This window comes from Kitasatospora sp. NPDC058243 (assembly GCF_042882025.1).
Classification (GTDB): Bacteria; Actinomycetota; Actinomycetes; order Streptomycetales; family Streptomycetaceae; genus Kitasatospora.
Window position 1 is genome coordinate 11,610 of record NZ_JBHVWW010000088.1, and the last position, 20,185, is coordinate 31,794.

At 73.3% G+C, this 20,185-nt stretch carries 17 protein-coding genes; 12 read left to right on the forward strand and 5 right to left on the reverse strand.

Annotation, left to right across the window (positions count from 1 at the left end; genetic code table 11):
- Positions 1-58: 58 nt before the first annotated feature.
- From eccCa to ACFVX9_RS36085, 3 genes are all read left to right on the forward strand, one after another.
- Entirely contained in the window at positions 59-4,003 is a 3,945-nt protein-coding gene (eccCa, locus tag ACFVX9_RS36075; RefSeq protein ID WP_380492809.1) for a type VII secretion protein EccCa, read from the forward strand.
- A 481-nt stretch (positions 4,004-4,484) separates the two neighbouring features.
- A complete protein-coding gene (locus tag ACFVX9_RS36080) occupies positions 4,485-5,891 on the forward strand; it encodes an APC family permease (RefSeq protein WP_387986086.1) in 1,407 nt (468 codons plus the stop codon).
- A 475-nt stretch (positions 5,892-6,366) separates the two neighbouring features.
- Entirely contained in the window at positions 6,367-7,227 is an 861-nt protein-coding gene (locus ACFVX9_RS36085) for an SAM-dependent methyltransferase (protein ID WP_079135406.1), read from the forward strand.
- A 118-nt stretch (positions 7,228-7,345) separates the two neighbouring features.
- Here ACFVX9_RS36085 and ACFVX9_RS36090 read toward each other — a convergent pair whose 3' ends face one another.
- Complete coding sequence (locus ACFVX9_RS36090; RefSeq protein WP_380377282.1) at positions 7,346-8,215, reverse strand: Fpg/Nei family DNA glycosylase; 870 nt, start codon at positions 8,213-8,215, stop codon at positions 7,346-7,348.
- A gap of 134 nt (positions 8,216-8,349) precedes the next feature.
- On the opposite strand from ACFVX9_RS36090, the gene ACFVX9_RS36095 reads away from it, so the two are divergent.
- The 4 genes from ACFVX9_RS36095 to ACFVX9_RS36110 all read left to right on the forward strand — a co-directional run bounded on the left by ACFVX9_RS36095 (position 8,350) and on the right by ACFVX9_RS36110 (position 11,139).
- Positions 8,350-8,802, forward strand: coding sequence for an SRPBCC family protein (locus tag ACFVX9_RS36095; RefSeq protein WP_363369629.1), 453 nt, complete (start codon positions 8,350-8,352; stop codon positions 8,800-8,802).
- 149 nt (positions 8,803-8,951) lie between these two features.
- Positions 8,952-9,629 (forward strand): hypothetical protein, encoded by a 678-nt coding sequence (locus tag ACFVX9_RS36100; protein WP_063346431.1) that lies wholly within the window; start codon positions 8,952-8,954, stop codon positions 9,627-9,629.
- Positions 9,630-9,727: 98 nt separating this feature from the next.
- On the forward strand, positions 9,728-10,525 hold the full coding sequence (locus ACFVX9_RS36105; protein WP_380377284.1) for a DsbA family protein: 798 nt from the start codon (positions 9,728-9,730) through the stop codon (positions 10,523-10,525).
- Entirely contained in the window at positions 10,522-11,139 is a 618-nt protein-coding gene (locus ACFVX9_RS36110) for a vitamin K epoxide reductase family protein (RefSeq protein WP_380377285.1), read from the forward strand. The genes ACFVX9_RS36105 and ACFVX9_RS36110 overlap by 4 nt, the downstream gene beginning before the upstream one ends.
- A gap of 111 nt (positions 11,140-11,250) precedes the next feature.
- On the opposite strand, the gene ACFVX9_RS36115 is transcribed toward ACFVX9_RS36110, so the two are convergent.
- Entirely contained in the window at positions 11,251-12,234 is a 984-nt protein-coding gene (locus ACFVX9_RS36115) for an adenosine deaminase (RefSeq protein WP_063346434.1), read from the reverse strand.
- Positions 12,235-12,407: 173 nt separating this feature from the next.
- On the opposite strand from ACFVX9_RS36115, the gene ACFVX9_RS36120 reads away from it, so the two are divergent.
- Together ACFVX9_RS36120 and ACFVX9_RS36125 are read left to right on the forward strand one after the other, a co-directional pair.
- Positions 12,408-12,689: a DUF6158 family protein gene (locus tag ACFVX9_RS36120; RefSeq protein WP_063346435.1), complete on the forward strand. Its 282-nt coding sequence runs from the start codon at positions 12,408-12,410 to the stop codon at positions 12,687-12,689.
- 122 nt (positions 12,690-12,811) lie between these two features.
- A complete protein-coding gene (locus tag ACFVX9_RS36125; protein WP_380343024.1) occupies positions 12,812-14,200 on the forward strand; it encodes an NADP-dependent succinic semialdehyde dehydrogenase in 1,389 nt (462 codons plus the stop codon).
- Between the two features lie 51 nt (positions 14,201-14,251).
- Here ACFVX9_RS36125 and ACFVX9_RS36130 read toward each other — a convergent pair whose 3' ends face one another.
- Together ACFVX9_RS36130 and ACFVX9_RS36135 are read right to left on the reverse strand one after the other, a co-directional pair.
- A complete protein-coding gene (locus ACFVX9_RS36130) occupies positions 14,252-14,548 on the reverse strand; it encodes a hypothetical protein (RefSeq protein ID WP_380377287.1) in 297 nt (98 codons plus the stop codon).
- 44 nt (positions 14,549-14,592) lie between these two features.
- Positions 14,593-15,600 carry a Ku protein gene (locus ACFVX9_RS36135; RefSeq protein WP_380377288.1) on the reverse strand — a complete coding sequence of 336 codons (1,008 nt, stop codon included), beginning with the start codon at positions 15,598-15,600 and terminating at the stop codon, positions 14,593-14,595.
- A 101-nt stretch (positions 15,601-15,701) separates the two neighbouring features.
- Between ACFVX9_RS36135 and ACFVX9_RS36140 the strand changes: the two genes are divergently transcribed.
- The 3 genes from ACFVX9_RS36140 (at position 15,702) to ACFVX9_RS36150 (ending at position 18,978) form a co-directional block, all read left to right on the forward strand.
- Complete coding sequence (locus tag ACFVX9_RS36140) at positions 15,702-15,926, forward strand: hypothetical protein (protein WP_380377289.1); 225 nt, start codon at positions 15,702-15,704, stop codon at positions 15,924-15,926.
- 256 nt (positions 15,927-16,182) lie between these two features.
- Complete coding sequence (locus ACFVX9_RS36145; protein WP_063346440.1) at positions 16,183-17,622, forward strand: amino acid permease; 1,440 nt, start codon at positions 16,183-16,185, stop codon at positions 17,620-17,622.
- Between the two features lie 165 nt (positions 17,623-17,787).
- Positions 17,788-18,978: a helix-turn-helix domain-containing protein gene (locus ACFVX9_RS36150; protein WP_380343018.1), complete on the forward strand. Its 1,191-nt coding sequence runs from the start codon at positions 17,788-17,790 to the stop codon at positions 18,976-18,978.
- Between the two features lie 143 nt (positions 18,979-19,121).
- Here the strand turns inward: ACFVX9_RS36150 and ACFVX9_RS36155 are convergent, their stop codons facing one another.
- Positions 19,122-19,919, reverse strand: a complete 798-nt coding sequence (locus ACFVX9_RS36155; protein WP_063346442.1) for a trypsin-like serine protease — start codon at positions 19,917-19,919, stop codon at positions 19,122-19,124.
- Between the last annotated feature and the right edge of the window lie 266 nt (positions 19,920-20,185).

Genomic DNA, 20,185 nt, shown 5'->3' on the forward strand with positions numbered 1-20,185 from the left:
CCAGTTGCGTGAGGGCTGATGCCGAAGTGATCGATCGACGCCGCGGGGTGGATGACACATGGGTGTGATCACGGTCAAGCGCCCGGGCAGGGCCTATCCGCCGGCGGTGCCGGACGAGCCGGTGGAGCTGGTGACCCCGCCCGAACTGCCCCGGCAGGGCGGCGAGGACTGGCTGATGAGCATCCTTCCGATGCTCGGCATGGGCGGCTCGGCGGTGTTCTTCTTCGCGCCGGGCGCGGCGGCCCCGATGAAGATCATGGGCGGTCTGATGGTCGCCTCGACGGTCGGCATGGTGCTGGCGCAGATCATGCGGGCCCGCAGGGGCGGTTCGACCGCGATGGCGGACGAGCGGCGCGACTACCTCAAGTACCTGCAGCAGATGCGCCGCCAGGTGCGCCGCACGGCGGAGCGCCAGCGCGGCGCACTGCTGTTCCTGAACCCGGCGCCGGACCAGCTGTGGTCGATCGTGGCGGACGGCCGGCGGCTGTGGGAGCGCCGCACCGGGGACGGCGACTTCGCGCAGATCCGGGTGGGCCTGGGCCCGGTGCAGCTGTCGACGCCGCTGGTGGCGCCGCAGACCGCGCCGATGGACGAGCTGGAGCCGCTGTCGGCGGCCGCGATGCACTCCTTCCTTAAGGCCCACGGCACCTTGCAGGACCTGCCGCTGGCGGTGTCGCTGCGCGCCTTCTACCACGTCACGGTGTGCGGGGACGCGGACTCGGTGTACGGCAACGTGCGCGCGATGATCGCCCAGTTGACCACCCTGCACTCGCCGGACGACCTGCTGGTCGCGGTGGCCGCGGCGCCGGGCGCGGCGGAGGAGTGGGAGTGGACCAAGTGGCTCCCGCACAACCAGCACCGCAAGGAGGCCGACGGCGCGGGCTCGCGCCGGCTGATCGCCACCGACCTGGGCGAGCTGGAGTTCCTGTTGCAGGACGAGCTGGCCGGCCGCCAGCGGTTCGTGCGGGACGCGGCGCCCGCGCCGGACCAACCGCACCTGGTGGTGGTGATGGACGGCGCCGGGGTGCCGCCGAACTCGCTGCTGGCGAGCCCCGAGGGCGTGCAGGGGGTGACCGTCATCGAGGTGGTGCCGGGCGACCTGGACGAGCCGAGCGGGCACCTGATGGTGACGGTGAGCCCGCAGGAGCTGGTGCTGCGCTCGGCCTCCGGGGCGACGTACACCGGCACGCCGGACCTGCTCTCGGTCTGGCAGTGCGAGGCGCTGGCACGGCAGTTGGCGCCGTACCGGCTCTCGGCCGGCGGGGACGACGAGCCGCTGCTGTCGAACCTGGACTTCACCGACCTGATGAACTCGGGCGACCCGGGCTCCTTCGACGTGACGCGCAGCTGGCGTCCGCGCGCCCAGCACGAGCGGATGCGGGTGCCGATCGGGGTCGGCGCGAACGGCGAGCACGTCTACCTGGACATCAAGGAGGCCGCCCTGGAGGGCATGGGCCCGCACGGCCTGTGCGTGGGCGCGACCGGCTCCGGCAAGTCGGAGCTGCTGCGCACCCTGGTGCTGGCGCTGGCGATGACGCACTCCTCGGAGATCCTGAACTTCGTCCTCGCCGACTTCAAGGGCGGCGCGACCTTCTCCGGCATGGCGGACATGCCGCACACCTCCGCGGTGATCACCAACCTGGAGGGCGAACTCACCCTGGTCGACCGCATGCGCGACGCGATCGAGGGTGAACTGCACCGCCGCCAGGAGCTGCTGCGCTCGGCGGGCAACTACGCCAACATCCACGAGTACGAGCGGGCCCGGGCGGCCGGCGCGGCGCTGGACCCGCTGCCCTCGCTGGTGCTGATCATCGACGAGTTCTCCGAACTGCTCACCGCCAAGCCGGACTTCATCGAGATGTTCATCCAGATCGGCCGGATCGGCCGGTCGCTGGGGGTGCACCTGCTGCTGGCCTCGCAGCGTCTGGAGGAGGGCAAGCTGCGCGGCCTGGACACCTACCTCTCCTACCGGATCGGTCTGCGCACCTTCTCGGCGGCCGAGTCGCGGGCGGCGATCGGGGTGCCGGACGCCTACCACCTGCCGCCGGTGCCGGGCGTCGGGTACCTCAAGTTCGGCGAGGACGTGATGGACCGGTTCAAGGCCGCGTACGTCTCGGGGCCCTACCGGGCGCCGGGGCAGCAGCGGTCGACCGGCGGGCGGCGGGTGAACGCCCGCCCGGTGCTGTTCACCGCGGCCCGGGTGGAGCCGCCGGAGCCGGCGCTGGAGGAGGAGGCGCCGCTCGCCCCGGAGCAGGACGACGCGCTGGTCGACACCGTGCTGGACGTGTTCGTGCAGCGGATGACGGGCCAGGGCCCGGCCGCGCACCAGGTGTGGCTGCCGCCGCTGGAGGAGGCGCCGAGCATGGACCACCTACTGCCGCCGCTCCAGGTGGTGCCGGAGCGCGGGCTGACCGCGCCCGGCTTCCCGGCGGGCCGGCTGCGGGTGCCGATCGGCATCGTGGACAAGCCGCGCGAGCAGAAGACCGACGTCCTGGAGGTCGACTACGCGGGGGCGGCCGGCCACGGCCTGGTCGTGGGCGGCCCGCGCTCGGGCAAGTCGACGGTGGTGCGCACCACGGTGGCCTCGTTCGCGCTCACCCACACCCCGCGGGAGGTGCAGTTCTACCTGCTGGACTTCGGCGCGGGCAGCTTCCAGTCGCTGGCCGGGCTGCCGCACGTCGGCGGGGTGGCCGGGCGCCTGGACGTCGACAAGGTGCGCCGGATGGTCTCCGAGGTGCACGGGGTGCTGAACCGGCGCGAGGAGCTGTTCCGGGCCGCCGGGATCGACACCATCGGCACCTACCGGGCCCGCCGGGCGGCCGGGCAGCTGCCGGACGAGGCGTTCGGCGACGTGTTCCTGGTGATCGACGGCTGGAACACCTTCAAGCAGGAGTTCGAGGTGCTGGAGGCGGTGATCGGCGACATCGCCCAGCGCGGCCTCGGCTACGGCGTCCACCTGGTCATCACCGCGGCCCGGTACGCCGAGGTGCGCCCGGCGCTGAAGGACCTGCTGCAGAACCGGACCGAGCTGAAGCTCGGCGACCCGATGGAGTCCGAGGTGGACCGCCGGGTGGCGCAGAACGTCCCGTCGCTGGCCGGGCGCGGCATCACCCCGGAGCGGCTGCACTTCCTGTCCGGCCTGCCGCGGCTGGACGGCTCCTGCGCGGTGGACGACCTCCAGCACGGGGTGGCCGGCCTGGTCGCCGCCGTCGACGGGGCCTGGAGCGGCCCGCGCGCGCCGCAGGTGCGGATGCTGCCGGCCGTCCTGGACGGGAACTCGCTGCCGAAGGGATCCGAGCGCCCGGAGCGCGGGATCGCCTTCGGCGTGGACGAGGCCGAGCTGGCACCGGCCTTCGTGAACTTCGAGACCGACCCGCTGTTCATCGTCTTCGGCGACACCGAGTCGGGGAAGTCGGCGCTGCTGCGGATGCTGATCAAGCAGATCACCGAGCGGTACACCCCGGACCAGGCGGGCATCGTGGTCGGCGACTACCGGCGCGCGCTGCTGGGCACCGTGCCGCCGGAGTACCTGGTGGAGTACGCGGCCGCGCAGCCGGCCATGGCGGCCATCGTGGACATGCTGCGCGGGGCCTGCGCGCGCCGCCTGCCCGGCCCGGACGTCACCGCCGAGCAGCTGCGCAACCGCAGCTGGTACAGCGGCAAGGACATGTTCGTGGTCGTGGACGACTACGAGCTGGTCGCGACGAGCTCGGGCAACCCGCTGGCGCCGCTGGCGGAGTTCCTGCCGTTCGCCCGGGACATCGGCCTGCGGGTGATCGTGGCCCGCAGCGCGGGCGGCGCCGGCCGCTCGCTGTACGAGCCGGTGCTGCAGCGGATGCGCGAGCTGGGCGGGCAGGGCGTGATCCTCTCCGGCAACCGGGACGAGGGCGCGCTGCTGGGGACGGTCAAGCCGATGCCGCTGCCGCCGGGGCGCGGGGTGTACGTGTCGCGCCGGGCGACCGGTGGGCAGATGGTCCAGACGGGCTGGCTGCCGCTGGTGTGAAGGCGCCGGCGCACCGCGCCGGCGGCTACGGACAGTGATCGAGGGGTCGGGCTCGCGGGAGCCCGGCCCCTTCCGCGTCCCAGGTGTCGAAACGTTACCTAGATCTTTCCGGGGCGGGGCTGCGGTTCCCGCACCCCGTCCGGGGGTTGCGGCCGCGCAAAGGGGCGCCTGGGCGTATCGCCGTCCGACTCCACGGACACCTTTGAAAGGCGGCTTGCAACACTCTGTTCACCTTGGATTCAGTTGCAATGTGGCAGAGGTAACAAGTCGGGCAAAGCTCGCAATGACCGTACGTGATCATCGGATCGCATGTCCATACCCTTCCGCGCAACGGATTCCGAAGCATTTCGGCCATTGACGCAATCAATACGCCCAGGTTCCATTGCGACCCAGGAGCGACCCCACCAGAACCCGAGCAGACAGCCAGCGGAGGCGATACCGCTCCCACCCACAGGACCGAACAGAGCCGATCGGAAGCCACATGACCGACACGCTTCGCCCGCCACGCGCCGCGACCCCCGCGACGGCCGACACCGCCGCCGCGCCCCAGCAACTCAAGCGCTCGATCGGCGTGGTGGGCGGCACCCTGCTCACACTGTCCTGCGTCACCCCGGCCTCCACGCTCTTCGTGATCGTCCCGGAGCTGTTCTCCAGCATCGGCAGCGCCACCGCCCTGGCCATCGCCATCGGCACCGTGCTGTGCGTCGCCGTCGCGTTCTGTTACTCCGAGCTCGGCACCCTGATCCCCAGCGCCGGCGGCGAGTACGCGATGGTCGGCACCCTCGCCGGGCGGCTGGCCGGCTGGCTGGTCTTCGTGCTCTCGCTGATCGTGGTGATGATCGTCCCCTCGGTCATCGCCCTCGGCACCGCCGACTACCTCGCCCCCGTGCTGCACCTCGACAAGGCCATGACCGGCGCCGCCGTGATGCTCGCCGCCACCCTGGCCGGCCTGCTCGACCTGCGCGCCAACGCCTGGATCACCGGCGTCTTCCTGGTCCTGGAGGTCATCGCGGCCGGCGTCGTCTCGGTGCTCGGGTTCTCCCACGCCAACGGCGACGCCCCCAGCCTGCTGCACGGCGTGGTCACCGGGGACGGCGGCGCCACCACCACGGTGAGCATCGGCGCCATCGTCGGCGCGCTCGGCATCGCCCTGTTCATCACCCAGGGCTTCTCCACCGCCGTCTACCTGTCCGAGGAGCTGGAGAACCCCCGCCGCAACGTCTCGCGCACCGTGCTGTGGACGCTCGGCATCTCCTCCGCCGTCATCCTGGTCCCGGTCGTCGCCATCACCATGGGCGCCCCCGACCTGCAGACCCTGAGCTCCGGCGACATCTCCGGCATGGTCACCGCCTGGAGCAACTCCGCGGTCGGCACCTTCATCAGCCTCTGCGTCGCGCTGGCGATCATCAACGCCGGCATCGTCATGGTCATCCAGAACTCCCGGGTCCTGTTCGCCTCCGCCCGCGACAAGGCCTGGCCCGAGCCGGTCAACAAGGCCTTCGGCACCCTCGGCCGGTTCGGCTCCCCTTGGGTCGCCACCCTGGCCGTCGGCCTGCCCGGCGCCGCGCTCTGCTTCGTCAAGGGCGCGCTGCTCAGCAACATCACCGGCGTCGCCGTCACCGGGATGTACCTGCTGGTCGCGATCGCCGCGCTGCTCTCCCGCCGCGCCCACCACAAGCACGCCGCCGCCTGGCGGATGCCGCTGTGGCCGGCCGTCCCGGTGGTGCTGATCGCCGTCCTCGTCTACGTGATGACCCAGCTGGACACCGAACCCCTGCTGTGGACCGGCGGCATCACCGCCGCCGCCACCCTCTACTGGCTGTTCTACCTGCGCCCCCGCCAGGACACCCGCTGGGTGATCAGCCTCCCCGAGGACCAGCAGCCCTGACCCCCACCCCTCCCCCACACGGCAGTGGGGCGGGGGGCCCCCCTCCCCAGGGGATGTCCCCCTCCCGCCCTCCCCCCCCCCCCTGGGCCGGCCCGGCGGCCTCCGGCACGGCGCCCGGCGGCCTGGCCGTAGCGCCTGCCCCGGCGTCGTCCGCGCCGCTCCAGGGGCTCCCGCAGCCGGCCGCCCCGAGCAGGGACATCCCGGCCGCGACCAGCAGCAGTCGCCGCGAGGGCGTTCGCTTGGGCGTTTGTGAGTAAATCTGATGATCTGACAGCATTCTGAATGCTTCCCCCGTGTGCCGCCGCCGCTCCCCGATGGCGCCTCAGACGGGCCCGATCACCACTCCGACGGCGCAAGCGCACCCCGCCCGCCCCCGGCTTCCCCGCGACTTCCCCGACCGGACGCCCGGCCTCCCCTCCCGACCGCTACGCTGTGCCTTCCCCAGTGTGATGATCTGCCATCAGAGGACGTGGCCATGACGACAAGTCAGGACATCCCGGACCAGGGCCGGCCCGACGACGACCCCGCCGAGCTGAGCCAGTGGGAACGGTTCGGCGTCGACACCACCGCCCCCCACTCGGCGCGCGTGTACGACTACTGGCTGGGCGGCAAGACCAACTTCCCGCCGGACCGCGCCATGGGGCAGGCCATCGAGGAGGCCGTGCCGAGCGTCAAGCAGATGGCCAAGGCGAACCGCGCCTTCCAGGGCCGGGCCGTCCGCCACCTCGCCCGGGAACACGGCATCCGCCAGTTCCTCGACCTCGGCACCGGCATCCCCACGTCGCCCAACACCCATGAGATCGCCGAGGCGGTCAGCCCCGGCACCCGGGTGGTCTACGTCGACAACGACCCGATCGTGCTCGCCCACGCCCGCGCCCTGATGGTGTCCAGCCCGGCCAGCCGGACCACCTACATCCACGCCGACCTGCGCAAGCCCGAGGAACTGTTCACCGACCCGGCGCTCACCGCCACGCTGGACCTCACCCAGCCGGTCGGCCTGCTGATGATCGCCGTGCTGATGCTCATCGCCGACGAGGACGACCCGTGGGGCCGGGTCGCCGCCCTGCGCGACGCCCTGCCCGCCGGCAGCTGCATCGCCCTCACCACCCCCACCCAGGACTTCGACCCGGAGGCGGTCGGCAAGGTCACCGAGGCCGCCCGGGCCGGCGGCATGACCCTCGTCCCGCGCACCCACGACGACGTCCTGCGCTTCTTCGACGGCTGGGACCTGGTCGAGCCGGGCCTCTCCCCCGTCCTCGCCTGGCGCCCGGACGGCGAGCCGCCGGCCGACCCGAAGGCCGCGTACTACTGGGGCGGCGTCGCCGTCAAGCGCTGAACCCGCGCCGGGCCCGCTCCCACCGGAGCCCCACAGGAACCCACCCCGGGCGGGGCGGGCCGCACCAGGCCCGCCCCACCCGCGCCCTCACCCCAGCAGCCCCGCCCCACCCGCGCCCTCACTTCAGCAGCCGCGACAGCCGCCGGTCCGCCAGCGGCTTCCCCCCGGTCTGGCAGGTCGGGCAGTACTGCAGCGAGGAGTCCGCGAAGGACACCTCGCGCACGGTGTCCCCGCAGACCGGGCAGGGCAGGCCGGTCCGGCCGTGCACCCGCAGCCCCAACTTCTTCTCCGCCTTGAGCTCCCCCGCCGCCAGCCCCCGCGAGCGCTCCACCGCGCCGCGCAGCGTGGCGCCGAGCGCCTCGTAGAGCCGCGCCGTCTCCTCCTCGGTCAGGCTGGACGCCGGCTTGTACGGGGACATCCGGGCCGCGTGCAGCACCTCGTCCGAGTAGGCGTTGCCCACCCCGGCCAGCACGCCCTGGTCCCGCAGCACGCCCTTGAGCCGGCGCCGGTCGCCGCTCAACAGGGCGGCGAAGTCCGCCAGGGTGAACGCCGGGTCCAGCGGGTCGGGGCCGAGCCGGGCCACCCCGGGCACCTCGGCCGGGTCCTTCACCACGTAGACCGCGAGGCCCTTCTTCGTCCCCGCCTCGGTCAGGTCGAAGCCGTCGCCGGCCTCCCCGGCCAGGCGCAGCCGCAGCGCCAGCGGGTTCCTCGGGCTCGGGCGCGGCGGTTCGGCGGGCAGGCCGTCCTTCCAACGCAGCCAGCCGGCCCGGGCCAGGTGGACCACCAGGTGCAGCCCGCCGGCCTCGATGTCGAGGAACTTGCCGTGCCGGGTCACCGGGCCGACGGTCCGCCCCTCCAGCGCGGTGACCGGCGGGTCGTACGTCTTCAGCGCGCTGATCGCGACCGGCTGCACCCGGGCGATGACGCGCCCGGTCAGCCGCTCGGACAGGAAGTCGCTCAGCGCCTCGACCTCGGGCAGCTCCGGCATGCGCCCAGTCTCCCGCAGCCCCGCGGCGGCCGCCCGCCCGGGGGCGCGCCTTTGCCCGGCTCCCGCGCGGGGCGCAGGCTGGAACTGCGCGCCGTACCCAGCGCCCCCCTGCGCCCCCGCCACGGAGCACCGTGATGAGCATCCTTGAGGAACAGATCGACCTCGCCGTCCCCGTCCTCGTCGCCTGGGAGCAGCTGCACCGGGTGCACGAGTACCCGCAGTTCGTCGACGGCGTCCGCAGCGCCCACCCGCACGGACGGAACCTGGCGCACCTCGGGGTGGAGGTCGACGGCGCCGAGCGGGCGGTGGACACCGAGATCACCGACCGCGGCCGGGGCCGGGTGATGTCCTGGCGGACGCTCGACGAACCGCGGCTGCACGGCGCGTTCGCGCTGCTGCCGCTGGACGCCCGGCACACCCGGCTGCAGATCCGGGTGGAGTACGACCCGGAGGCGATGCACGAGGCGTTCGGCGGGCCGCGCGGCTTCGCCCTGGCCGGGGCGATCGAGCGGACCGTACGGGACGACCTGGAGCACTTCCGGGAACTGGTCGAGGAACGGGTCGGCGCGGCGGTCAGACGCGGGTGAGCGCAGCCGGCAGGCCCGGATGAGCACGGCTGGCAGGTCCCGGTGAGCCCGGCGGCCCGACCCGCGTAAGAGCCGCATAAGCCCAGCTCAGCGCCGGTGGTGAGGCTCTTCACAGCGGACCTCCGGCCCGACCGTTTCGCTTTCAACCTATGGCAGACTCGGATGCCATGGACATCGGCCCGGTCACCAGGACGCTCCGCGCGGCGGTCTTCGCCGCGCTGGTCGTGCTGCTCGCCGGGCTCGGCCAGGTGCTGGTCACCGGCCGCGCGCTGCCGGCCGGCCCGATGGCCCTGGCCTGCGTCGCCGTGTTCGCGGTGGCGTACGCGCTGGCCGGCCGCGAGCGCGGCTACCCGGCGGTCGCGGCGGTGTTCCTGCCGCTGGAGCTGGGCGTCAGCGCACTGTTCGACTTCGCGCAGACCGCCTGCCCGTCCCTGCCGCCCGGCTCCGCGCGCGGCTTCCAGCCGCTGCTGTGCGGCGGCGGTTCGCTGGGCGGGTTCCTGCTCGGCCACGGCGTCTCCCAGCAGATCGGCGTCCTGCTGCTCCTGCTGCTGCACGCCGCGATCGCGCTGGCCGGCGCGTTCTGGCTGCGCCGCGCGGACGCCGCGCTGGCCGGCCTCGCCCGCACCGTCCGGATGCTGGGCGACTTCCTGCACCGGCACCTGCCGGCCGCCGCCCGCTGGCTGCGGCTGCTCGCCGCGCCCGTCCCGGCCCGTCCGGTGGCGCGGGTGCCGTTCCCCCGGGCCAGCCGGGCCCTGGTCCCGGCCGAGGACGTCGTCGTCCGCCCGACCGTCCGGCGCGGTCCGCCGGCGCTCGCCCTGGCCTGCTGACAGGCGCGCGCCGCTCGGCGCCGCTCCCGGCCGGTCCTCTCGCCGCGCGCCCCGCGCGCCCGCACCCCCGCACGCCCGAGAGCACAGGACGACACCTCATGAGCAACACCCGCAAGGCCGCCGCCAAGACCAACGCCACCGATCGCATGCGCGCCGCCCGCGCCCAGGCCGAGCGCTCCGACCGGATCCGCCGCCGGGTCGTGGTCGGCGGCGCCTCCGCCGCCGTGCTCGCCCTCGTGGCGGGTGTGGCCTTCGCCGTCGGCGGCTCCTCCGGCTCCGGTTCCGCCGACGCGGCCGCGAGCGGCCCGCTGGTCGTCCCCGCCAACACGGGCGGCCAGGACGGCACCGTGATCACCTACGGCAAGGCCGACGCCCCGCACACCCTGGAGATCTACGAGGACTTCCGCTGCCCGTTCTGCGAGCAGTTGGAGACCACCACCGGCAAGGCCATCCAGCAGCTCGCCGACGACGGCACGTACAAGATCGAGTACCACCTGGCGACGTTCCTGGACAAGAACCTCGGCGGCAAGGGCTCGCGCACCGCGCTGGCCGCCGTCGGCGCCGCGCTCAACGAGGGCGTGGACAAGTTCAAGCAGTTCCACGACGTGCTCTACGCCAACCAGCCCGACGAGCGCACCGACGGCTTCGGCGACGTCAACCACCTCCTCGACCTGGCCGGCCAGGTCCCCGGGCTGAAGACCGACGGCTTCGTCAAGGCCGTCCAGGACGGCACCTACGCGCCGTGGGCGGCCAAGGTCAACGAGGAGTTCAACAAGAGCGACGTCACCGGCACCCCGACCGTCAAGCTGGACGGCAAGAAGCTGGACGTCCTCACCGGCGGCAAGGCCGCCACGCCCGAGCAGTTCACCGCGATGGTCAAGCAGGTGACCGGATGACGGCCGCCGCCCCCGCCGTGCGGACGTACGGCGCGAGCCGCCCGTTCGCCTGGCTGCTGCTGATCGGCGGCGCGGTCGGCCTGTTCGCCTCCTCGGTCCTCACCCTGGACAAGATCCGGCTGCTGAAGGACCCGTCGTACGTCCCCTCCTGCAACATCAACCCGATCATCAGCTGCGGCTCGATCATGCGCAGCGACCAGGCCGAGGCCTTCGGCTTCCCCAACTCGCTGCTCGGCCTGGTCGGCTTCGGGGTCGTCATCGCGATCGGCGCCGGGCTGCTCGCCGGGGCGGCGTACCGGCGCTGGTTCTGGCTCGGCCTCCAGGCCGGGACGGTCTTCGGCATCGGCTTCGTGACCTGGCTGATGTACCAGGCGCTCTACCGGATCGGCGCGCTCTGCCCGTACTGCATGGTGGTCTGGGCCGCGATGATCCCGCTGTTCTGGTACACCACCCTGCACAACCTGCGCTCCGGGATCATCCCCACCGGCCGCGCCCTGCGCCCGGTCGTCCGCGAGGCGGCGCGCTACCACTGGGTCGTCCCGGCGCTCTGGTACGCGGTGATCGCCCTGCTGGTCCTCAACCGGTTCTGGTACTACTGGAGCACCCTGCTCTGACCCCGTTCGGCCGACCGTTCGGCCGACCGTTCGGCAGACCCGGCCGCCCGGCCCCGGGCCCTACGCTCCGGGGCCGGGCGGCTGGCCGTCAGGCGCCGCCCAGGACAGTACCTAGAAGCGGAACTCCTCGACCTCGGCCAGCAGTTCGGCCCGGCGCTCGTCATCGATGAAGGAGGCCCGGAAGGAGTTCGCGGCGAGCCGGCGCAGGGTCTCCTCGTCGAGCGCGAGGGCCTGCTGCACGGCACGGAAGTTGTCGTCGACGTAGCCGCCGAAGTACGCCGGGTCGTCCGAGTTGACGGTGACCAGCAGGCCGGCCTCCAGCATCTCGCGCAGCGGGTGGTCGGCGAGGGTGTCGATGCACCGCAGGCGGACGTTGGAGAGCGGGCAGAGCGTCAGCGGGACCTGCTCGCGGACCAGCCGCGCGACCAGCTCGCCGTCCTCCAGGCAGCGCAGACCGTGGTCGATCCGCTCGACGCCGAGCACGTCCAGCGCCTCGGTGATGTAGGACGCCGGGCCCTCCTCGCCCGCGTGCGCGACACGGCGCAGCCCGGCCTCGGCGGCCCGCCGGTAGACCTCGCGGAACTTGGCCGGCGGGTGGCCGACCTCGGCCGAGTCGAGGCCGATGCCCGCGATCCGGTCGAAGTACGGGCGGGCGGCCTCGAAGGTCTCCAGCGCGGATTCGGCGGACTCGTCCCGCAGGAAGCACATGATCAGCTGGGTGCTGATCCCGTGCCGCTCCTCGCTGCGCGCCAGCGCCCGGGTCAGGCCGTCGACCACCACGCCGAGCGGCACGCCGCGCGCGGTGTGCGCCTGCGGGTCGAAGAAGATCTCCGCGTGCCGCACCCCCGCCTCGGCCGCCCGGGTGAGGTAGGCGTCGGCGAGGTCGGCGAAGTCCTCCTCGGTGCGCAGCACGGCCATCAGCGCGTAGTACAGGTCCAGGAAGGACTGCAGGTCGCTGAAGGAGTACGCCGTCCGCAGCGCCTCGGTGTCGGCGTAGGGCAGCGTGACCGCGTTGCGGGCGGCGAGGGCGAAGGCGAGTTCGGGCTCCAGGGTGCCTTCGATGTGGAGGTGGAGTTCGGCCTTGGGGAGCGGCATGGGGGATCTGTCCGAGCTGTAGGGGGCGGGAGCGAAGAGTCCAGAAGCATTCATCCTACGATCCGTTCGATCACGACCGGCCTGACGGGCACGCCCCCCGCCACCCGAACTGGTGCACCGGCCGGGGGCAGCGGGCACCCTGGAGGAGGGGGCTTCCGCCGAGGAGGTACCAGATGCGGCACGTCGAGGATCCGCACATCCGGCCTGCGGGCGTCTCCCCGCACGCCCTGGGCAACGACACGCTCCTGCACGAGCTGGAACAGCTGCACCGCACGCGCCACGAGACCTTCCTGTACGGCTCGGAGGAAGCCCTCAAGCGGCACACCCTGCGCACCGGGCAACTGGAGGCCGAGTACCTGCACCGCTTTCCCGGCCGGCTGGTGACGGCCGGGCGGACCAGGGCCGGCGCCCGGGCCCGCGAGGCGGCGGCCCGGGTGGAGTCGCTGCCCGAGTAGACGTGCCCGCGCCACCACCGCCCGGCGGGACACGCCGGGCGGTGGTGGCGTGCCCCGGGCGGGCCTTCGGGGAGGGTGAGAGGCGCAGACGCACCGGACCCCGACCCCCCTGGGAGCCCCGCATGCCCATCGCCAGCGTCAACCCCGCGACCGGCGAGATCCTGGAGACCTTCGAACCGCTCGACGCGGCCGGCATCGAGCAGCGGCTGGCCCGCGCCGAGGCCGCGTTCCACGGCTACCGCACCACCCCCTTCGCCGCCCGCGCCGACCTGCTGCGCCGGGCCGCCGACCTGCTGGACCAGGACCGGGAGGCGATCGCCCGCACGATGACCGAGGAGATGGGCAAGCCGCTCACCGCCTCCCGGGCCGAGGCCGCCAAGTGCGCCACGGCGATGCGCTGGTACGCCGACCGCGCCGAGGAACTGCTCGCCGACGAGCACCCGGCCCCGGCCGACGTCGCCGACTCCGGCGCCGCCCGCGCCTACGTCCGCTACCGCCCGCTCGGGGCGGTGCTGGCCGTGATGCCGTGGAACTTCCCGTTCTGGCAGGTGGTCCGGTTCGCCGCGCCGGCCCTGATGGCGGGCAACGTCGGCCTGCTCAAGCACGCCTCCAACGTGCCCCGGACGGCGCTGGCGCTGGAGGAGCTGTTCCGCCGGGCCGGCTTCCCGGAGGGCTGCTTCCAGACCCTGCTGATCGGTTCGGGCGCGGTCGAGGGCGTGATCCGGGACCGCCGGGTGGCCGCGGTCACACTCACCGGCAGCGAGCCCGCCGGGCGGGCGGTCGCCGCCACCGCCGCCGACGAGGTGAAGAAGGCCGTCCTGGAACTGGGCGGCAGCGACCCCTTCGTGGTGCTGCCCAGCGCCGACCTGGACGCGGCGGTGCGCACCGCCGTCCGGGCCCGGGCGCAGAACAACGGGCAGTCCTGCATCGCCGCCAAGCGCTTCATCGTGCACACCGACGTGTACGACCGCTTCACCGCCGCCTTCACCGAGGCGATGCGGGCGCTGCGCGTCGGCGACCCGATGGAGGAGGCGACCGACGTCGGCCCGCTGGCCAGCCGCCAGGGCCGGGACGACCTGGAGGAGCTGGTCGAGGACGCCCGCACCCACGGCGCCCGGGTCGAGTGCGGCGGCGGACGCCCGGAGGGCTGGGACACCGGCTACTTCTACGAGCCGACGGTGCTGACCGGCATCACCCCGGCCATGCGGATCCACCAGGAGGAGACCTTCGGCCCGGTCGCCACGGTCTACCGGGTCGCCGACCTGGACGAGGCGGTGGCGCTCGCCAACAACACGCCGTTCGGGCTCAGTTCCAACGTCTGGACCCGGGACGAGGGCGAGCAGGAGCGCTTCGTCCGCGACATCCAGGCCGGCGGGGTGTTCTTCAACGGGATGACCGCCTCCCACCCGGCGCTGCCGTTCGGCGGCGTCAAGCGCTCCGGGTTCGGCCGGGAGCTGTCCGGGCACGGGATCCGGGAGTTCTGCAACATCACCACGGTGTGGATCGGCTGAGCACCCCCGGATCCGCAGGCACGAACCGAGCCCGGCTCGGACCCGGCCGGGTCAGGACGCCACCCGGTGCCTGCCCCGGCCGGGCGTCATCCAGCGGGCGACCACGCCGACCAGGGCGAGGACGGTCGCTCCCCAGACGATGGCCATCAGCACCAGCATCGGCAGCCAGCTCACCTGGGCAGCGACCATGCCCAGGCCGAGCGAGAGCGCGACCATGACCACCACGGCGGTCGGGTTGAGGCTCAGCAGCCAGTGCCAGGCCCGCTGCGCCGGGCTCCGGCGCTGCGGCGGGGCCTCGGGGTCGGTGTCGGTGTCGGTGTCGAGTTCCTTGTAGGTCAGCAGGTCCATCGGGATCGCCTCCGGTTCTCGGGGGGCTGCCGGATCCGCGGGGCTCAGGAGGCCTTGCGCGGAGCCGTGGACTTTCCGGTCGCGGTCCTTCCCGCCACGGCCTTTCCGGTCGCGGACTTTGCGGTCGTGGTCTTCTTCGCCGGGGCAGTCCTCTTCGCCGAGGCCGCCTTCCCGGCGGCGGGCTTCTTCGCCGGGGCGCGCTTGCGGGTCGCGGGCTGCTCGTCCTCCGGTTCGTCCGTGTCGGGCCCCGCGTCGGGCCCGGCGGCGTGCCCCCGCCCGCCCTTGGCCCGCTTGAGGCTGCTGCGCAGCGCCTCCATCAGGTCGATCACGTTGTCGGGCGCCTCGCCCGGATCCTCCTCGTGCGGGAGCTCGACGCCCTCCAACCGGGCCGTGATCACCTGCTGGAGCGCCTGCTGGTAGTCGTCGTGCAACTGGGCGAGGTCGAAGTCCTCGGAGAGGGTGTCCATCAGCGACCGCGCCATCTTCAGCTCCTGCGGCCGGACGGTGACGTCCCCCTCGGGCGCGATGCCGGCCGCGGGGCGGACCTCGTCGGGCCAGATGCAGGTCTGGAGCACCAGCGTGCCGTCGTGCACCCGCAGCACCGCCGGGGATTCCCGGGTGCGCAGCGCGATCTTGGTGACGGCGATCTGCCCGGACGCGGTGAGCGCGTCGCGCAGCAGGGCGTACGGCTTGGCGGCGGCCTGGTCGGCGACGCCCACGTAGTAGGCCTTGGAGAACATCAGCGGGTCGATCTCGCCGGCGTCCACGAAGGCCAGCACGTCGATGATCTTCTTGCTGGGCAGCGGCAGGTCGGCGAGGTCCTCGTCGGTGAGCGTGACGGTCCGGCCGTCGGGGGACTCGTAGCCCTTGGCGATCTCCGCGTACGGGACTTCCTTCTCCTCCCGCTCGCAGTACCGCTTCATCCGCACCCGTCCGCCGTCCTTGGCGTGCACCTGGTGCAGCGGGACGTCGTGCTCCTGGGTGGCCGAGTAGAGGTGGACGGGGATGCTGACCAGCCCGAAGCTGATCGTCCCCTTCCAGGTGGTCTGCATGGGGGTCGCTCCTTCCCGGAGCGTGCCGAGAATCCCACTGTGCCTGGGTTTGCCCCGATCGGCCACACCGGGCCGACAATGAGCCGAGGAGGTCGATGCCGATGACCGTCCGGAGCCGTGGGCAGGGCGCAGCGCCGCCGCCGGAGCGGACCGTGTACCGGGTGGTGTACGCGGTGCGGGGCGAGGCCGGCGTGCGGCGGGCGGAGGTCGAGGTGGTTCCCGGGTACTCGCAGGAGGGCGACATCCCCCGGATCCTGGCGGCGCGGCTGACCGGCCGGCCCGCGGACGCGGCGCGGATCACCGTGCTGGACCTGCGCGGGCCGTGAGCCGCGACAGGGCTCCGACCGGGCCCCGAGCGCCGCCGACGCATTGGCGGTGCGTCAGATTTGAGCTTTTCGCACCCCTTTTCCACCCGCTCTGACCTGGCTTTTTATGTCCGGTTACCGAACATTTACGGATGCTCTGTTCCGATACTCGGCCGTAGAAGTTAGGTTGCACCGCAATGCGCGGGTCCGTCCCCCACCCTCCGGCGCAACGAGCCGAGGGTCGCGCCGCGCGCTGGAAAGGCACAGGGCTCATCTGATGAGTGCGGACACCACCAGGCCTGCGGCAGCCGCCCAGGTCCCCCAGCAGGCCGGGCCGCCCGGGCACGGCGGCGAGGGCCATCTGAAGGCGGGGCTCAAGAACCGCCACCTGTCGATGATCGCCATCGGCGGGGTGATCGGCGCCGGCCTGTTCGTCGGCTCCGGCGCGGGCATCGCCTCCACCGGGCCGGGCATCCTGCTCTCCTACACGCTGGCCGGTGTGCTGGTCGTGCTGGTGATGCGGATGCTCGGCGAGATGGCGGCGGCCGACCCGCAGAGCGGCTCGTTCTCGGCGTACGCGGACCGCGCGCTCGGCCGCTGGGCCGGGTTCACCATCGGCTGGCTCTACTGGTTCTTCTGGGTCGTGGTGCTCGCGGTGGAGGCCACCGCCGGCGCGAAGATCCTCAACGCCTGGATGCCCGGCGTGCCGCAGTGGGCGTTCGCGCTGCTCGTGATGGCGGTGCTGACCGCCACCAACCTGTTCTCGGTCGCCTCCTACGGCGAGTTCGAGTTCTGGTTCGCCGGGATCAAGGTGGTGGCGATCGCCGCGTTCCTGGTGATCGCCACGCTCGCCGTCTTCGGCGTGCTGCCCGGCACCCACGCGGTCGGCACCAGCAATCTGACCGGCCACGGCGGCTTCCTGCCGCACGGCGTGGGCGCGGTGTTCACCGGCATGCTCACGGTGGTCTTCGCCTTCATGGGCAGCGAGATCGTCACCCTGGCCGCGGGCGAGTCGGAGGACCCGGAGCGCGCGGTCAGCAAGGCCACCAACAGCGTGATCTGGCGCATCGGGATCTTCTACCTGGGCTCGATCCTGCTCGTGGTCACCCTGCTGCCGTGGGACTCGGACGCCGTCAAGGGCAGCCCGTACGTGGCGGTGCTGGAGCACGTGGGCATCCCGGGCGCCGGCCAGGTGATGAACGTGATCGTGCTGACGGCCGTGCTGTCCTGCCTCAACTCCGGGATGTACACGGCCTCCCGGATGGCCTTCTCGCTCGGCCAGCGCGGGGACGCGCCCAAGGCCTTCGCGACCGTGACCAAGCGGGGCGTGCCGCGGGTGGCCATCCTGTCCTCGGTGGTCTTCGGCTTCGTCGCGGTGTTCTTCAACTACACCTCGCCGGACACGGTGTTCGCGTTCCTGCTCAACTCCTCCGGCGCGGTTGCGCTGTTCGTCTGGCTGGTGATCTGCTTCTCCCAGCTGCGGATGCGCCGGATCATCGAGCGGGAGGCTCCCGAGCGGCTGACCGTCCGCATGTGGCTGTACCCCTACCTGACCTGGACGGCCATCGGCATGATCGGGTTCGTGGTGGCGTACATGTTCACCGACGCCGACGGGCGCAAGCAGATGTACCTGTCGCTGGTCGCCGCGGCGATCGTGCTCGCGGCCTCGGCCGTGGTGGGCCGACGGCGGCGGGCCGCGGTGGCGGCGGGGTCCTGACCCGTCCGCGCCGCGCGACAGTGCCGGGTCCGGGAGCCGTTGCGGAGGCTCCCGGGCCCGGTGCCGTTCGCCGGACACGAACCACAGTTTGACAATGGCACGTCAAGGGGGATACCTGGGCATGGCGCTCCCCCACGAGCGCTCCCCCACCCCCCGGGAGACCCCTTGCCACCCCTCCCCGCCCCCGCGTCCGCGCGCCTGCGCTTCGGCCACCGGCTGCGCCACTGGCGCGAGGCCCGCGGACTCAGCCAGGCCGAACTCGGCCGCCTGCTCGGCTACCACAACTCACTGATCAGCCGAGTGGAGAACGCCCGCCGCTGGCCACCGCCGGGGCTCCCCGCCCGGGCCGACGAACTCCTGCTCACCGGAGGCGAGTTGGCCGCCCTGTGGCAGCCCGTCCGGCAGGAGCGGGAACACCTCGGCGAACTCGCCGCCCCCGCCCTGCCGCCCCTCGGCGAGAGCGGCACAGGGCCCCCGACGGGCCGACCGGACGCCGCCACCTTCGCCGTGCTCGGCCACCTGCTCGACGTCTACCGCGCGGCCGCCGCCCACACCGGCGGCGAACAGCTGGCCACCGTCCTCGAACACCACGCCCGCACCCTGGCCGCCTGGCAGCACGCCGCCCCGCGCGAAACCGCCCCCGCCGTCCGCTCGCTCGCCGCCCGCTACGCCGAACTCGCGGGCTGGGCCCACTTCGAGGGGGACCGCCGCACCCGCGCGCTCGGCTGGTACGCGGCCGGACTGGAATGGGCCCGCGCCGCCGACGACCAGCCGACCGCGGCCGCCCTGCTCGCCCGGCAGAGCACCCTGCACTGGTGGAGCGGCGACCCGGCCACCGCGCTCGCCCTGGCCGAGGCCGCCCACGCCACCGCCCGCACCCTGCCCGGCCTGCGGGCCTGGGCCGCCCTCGCCCAGGCGCACGCCCACGCGCTGGCCGGCGCGGCGCCCGAGACGTGGCGGGCGATGGCGGACGCCGAACGGCTGACCGAGGCCGCCCTGCGGGCCGGCGAGCCGGTGCCCGGGGCCGCCCGAGCGGCCCTGGTGCTGGGCGTCGCCCACGGCACCTGCCACCGGGACCTCGCCGTCCGCACCGGCCGCACCGCCCACGCGCACGCGGCGGTGGCCCACCTGGGCGCCGCCCTGGGGCGCCTGGACCAGGCCGCCCACCCGCACGACCACGCCCTGGTCGCCGGCCGCCTCGCCGGGGCGTACGCCCGGGCCGGGCGCCACGAGGCCGCGGCCGCCGTCCTCTCCCGGCTGCCGCCGGACGCCACCGGCCGGATCGCCTACGAGCGGCGCCGGGCCCGGGCCTGGCTGGGCGGCTCGACGGCGCACCGGCCCCCGGCGGACGGCTGACGGCTGACGGCTGACGGCTGACCGCTGACCGCTGACCGCTGACCGCTGACCGCTGACGGCGGACGCGCCGGAGCGCCCGGTGGGGATTCTCCGGGCGCTCCGGCTCTTCGGTTCTTCGTTCTTCGGTTCTTCGGCGGTCGGCGTCAGAGCCCGGCCGCCGCCGAGGCGATGTCGGCCGCGTAGGTGCTGACCTTGGTGTAGACGCCCGGGTAGCCGGGCCGGGCGCAGCCGTTGCCCCAGCTGACGATGCCGACCTGGACCCAGCGGCCGGCCGCGTCCCGGTGGACCATCGGCCCGCCGGAGTCGCCCTGGCAGGTGTCGACGCCGCCCTGGTCGACGTAGCCCGCGCAGAGCGAGGCCGCGCTGTTCAGGCCCGGGTAGGCGTTGGCGCAGGCGGCGTCGTCGACGAACGGCACGGTGGCCTTGAGCAGGTAGCGCTGCTGCGCGCCGCCCTCGGTCGCGGCGCCCCAGCCCATGATGGTGAAGGTGCCGCTGTCGTAGGCGGTGGAGTCGGTGGTCGGCAGCGTGCTCACCTGGCTGCCGCCGACCGGCGAGGCCAGCTTGATCAGCGCCCAGTCGTCGCCGCTCTCCGCGCCGGAGAAGCCGGGCGCCTGGTACACGTACGTCGAGCGGACCTTGACCGCGCTGCCGCTGCGCAGGTCGACCGCGCCGGCGGTCGCGGTGATGCTGGTGTCGGCACCGGTGCCGTTGACGCAGTGGGCGGCGGTGAGCACGATCTGCGGGGTGTAGAGCGCGCCGCCGCAGCCCATCGAGAGCCGCACCACGAACGGGAACTCGCCCTGCGCCGCCCGCGTGCCGCCGACCACGCCCGGCGACGGCGCCGAGGGTGCGGGCGAGGCGGCGGCGGGCAGCACCAGCGCGCCGGTGCCGAGCACCAGTGCGGCCAACAACACGATGAATCTGCCGAATTGACGCTTCATCAGACTCCTCCACTGACAGGTCGGGGAGCACCGAGGGTGGCCCCGAAGGCGTCGCGACAGGAGGGGCCCGACCCTGCCGGTCGAAACTGGCAGGAACACGGCAATGCGGGGTTCCGGACGGGGAAGCCAGGGCATGTCTGACAATTCGCGTCGGATCGGCGTGTGGCGTCTGGGTGCGTGCATCGCAAGGCGGAGGAGGGAGTCCATGCGGTGGGGGCACCTCCCGGCCGGAGGCTGGGGGCCATCGGCGACCGACGACAACGCGG